We start from the raw sequence: 728 nt of genomic DNA on the forward strand, positions 1-728 counted from the left end.
TAACGCCTAAATCAGGTGCGCCGTAGGCGTCACCTGGATTTACTTGTTATGCGGCGATTTGCACTTAATTTATTTGATTTTCAAGCAGGTCTGGCTCGATATCATCAATACACTTTTCTGATGCTTTCTCGATCATTTCTGGAGGAACTAACGAGCTTAGAACTTGCAAGCGATAATCATCTCCACGCCACAAAATATCATAGTCAACAACAAATCGAGGATCTTCACTAAAGATAGTTCGTCTTGCTTCAATCATGACTGATATAAACTCTGAAAATTCCTCTTTTTCTTCCGAAGATGACGACAAACCATCGAGCAAGTCGTTTGTAAAATCATCTTCGAGTTCAATACTTATATCGTCTGGGTAGTTGCCTATATTCCAACACATAGAAGCCATTGCAAGGGCACTTTCAACCCCTTCCTCTGAGTTGTCCCCCATCATTTCAAGAAGAGGAGATGCGTATTCTAGGAGAATAGAAGATAGCTTTCCGTTATTTGATCTCTCATCAGAGCGCAACTGAACCCGATTTTTCTGTGCTTGATGCTTCTTTTTCCGCTTAAGGGCTTTTTCACTCCGTTTTTGCGCTAACGTCTTTTTAGCCACTGCCAGTACCATGCAAGAAATTCAAACGGCTAATTATACCAGATTTCTATCGATGCGATGATGAGGTTAACTCAATCTAGCTGAAGCCGCATAACGCCCGCATCAGGTGCGCCGAAGGCGTCAC

General features: G+C 42.4%; 1 protein-coding gene. It reads right to left on the reverse strand.

Going from position 1 to position 728, the window contains the following annotated elements; genetic code table 11:
• Positions 1 to 64: 64 nt before the first annotated feature.
• Positions 65 to 604, reverse strand: coding sequence for a hypothetical protein (locus tag ACY2RQ_RS19560; protein ID WP_490114692.1), 540 nt, complete (start codon positions 602 to 604; stop codon positions 65 to 67).
• Positions 605 to 728: the final 124 nt, after the last annotated feature.

The organism is Parendozoicomonas sp. 209JJ7-1, assembly GCF_058147085.1.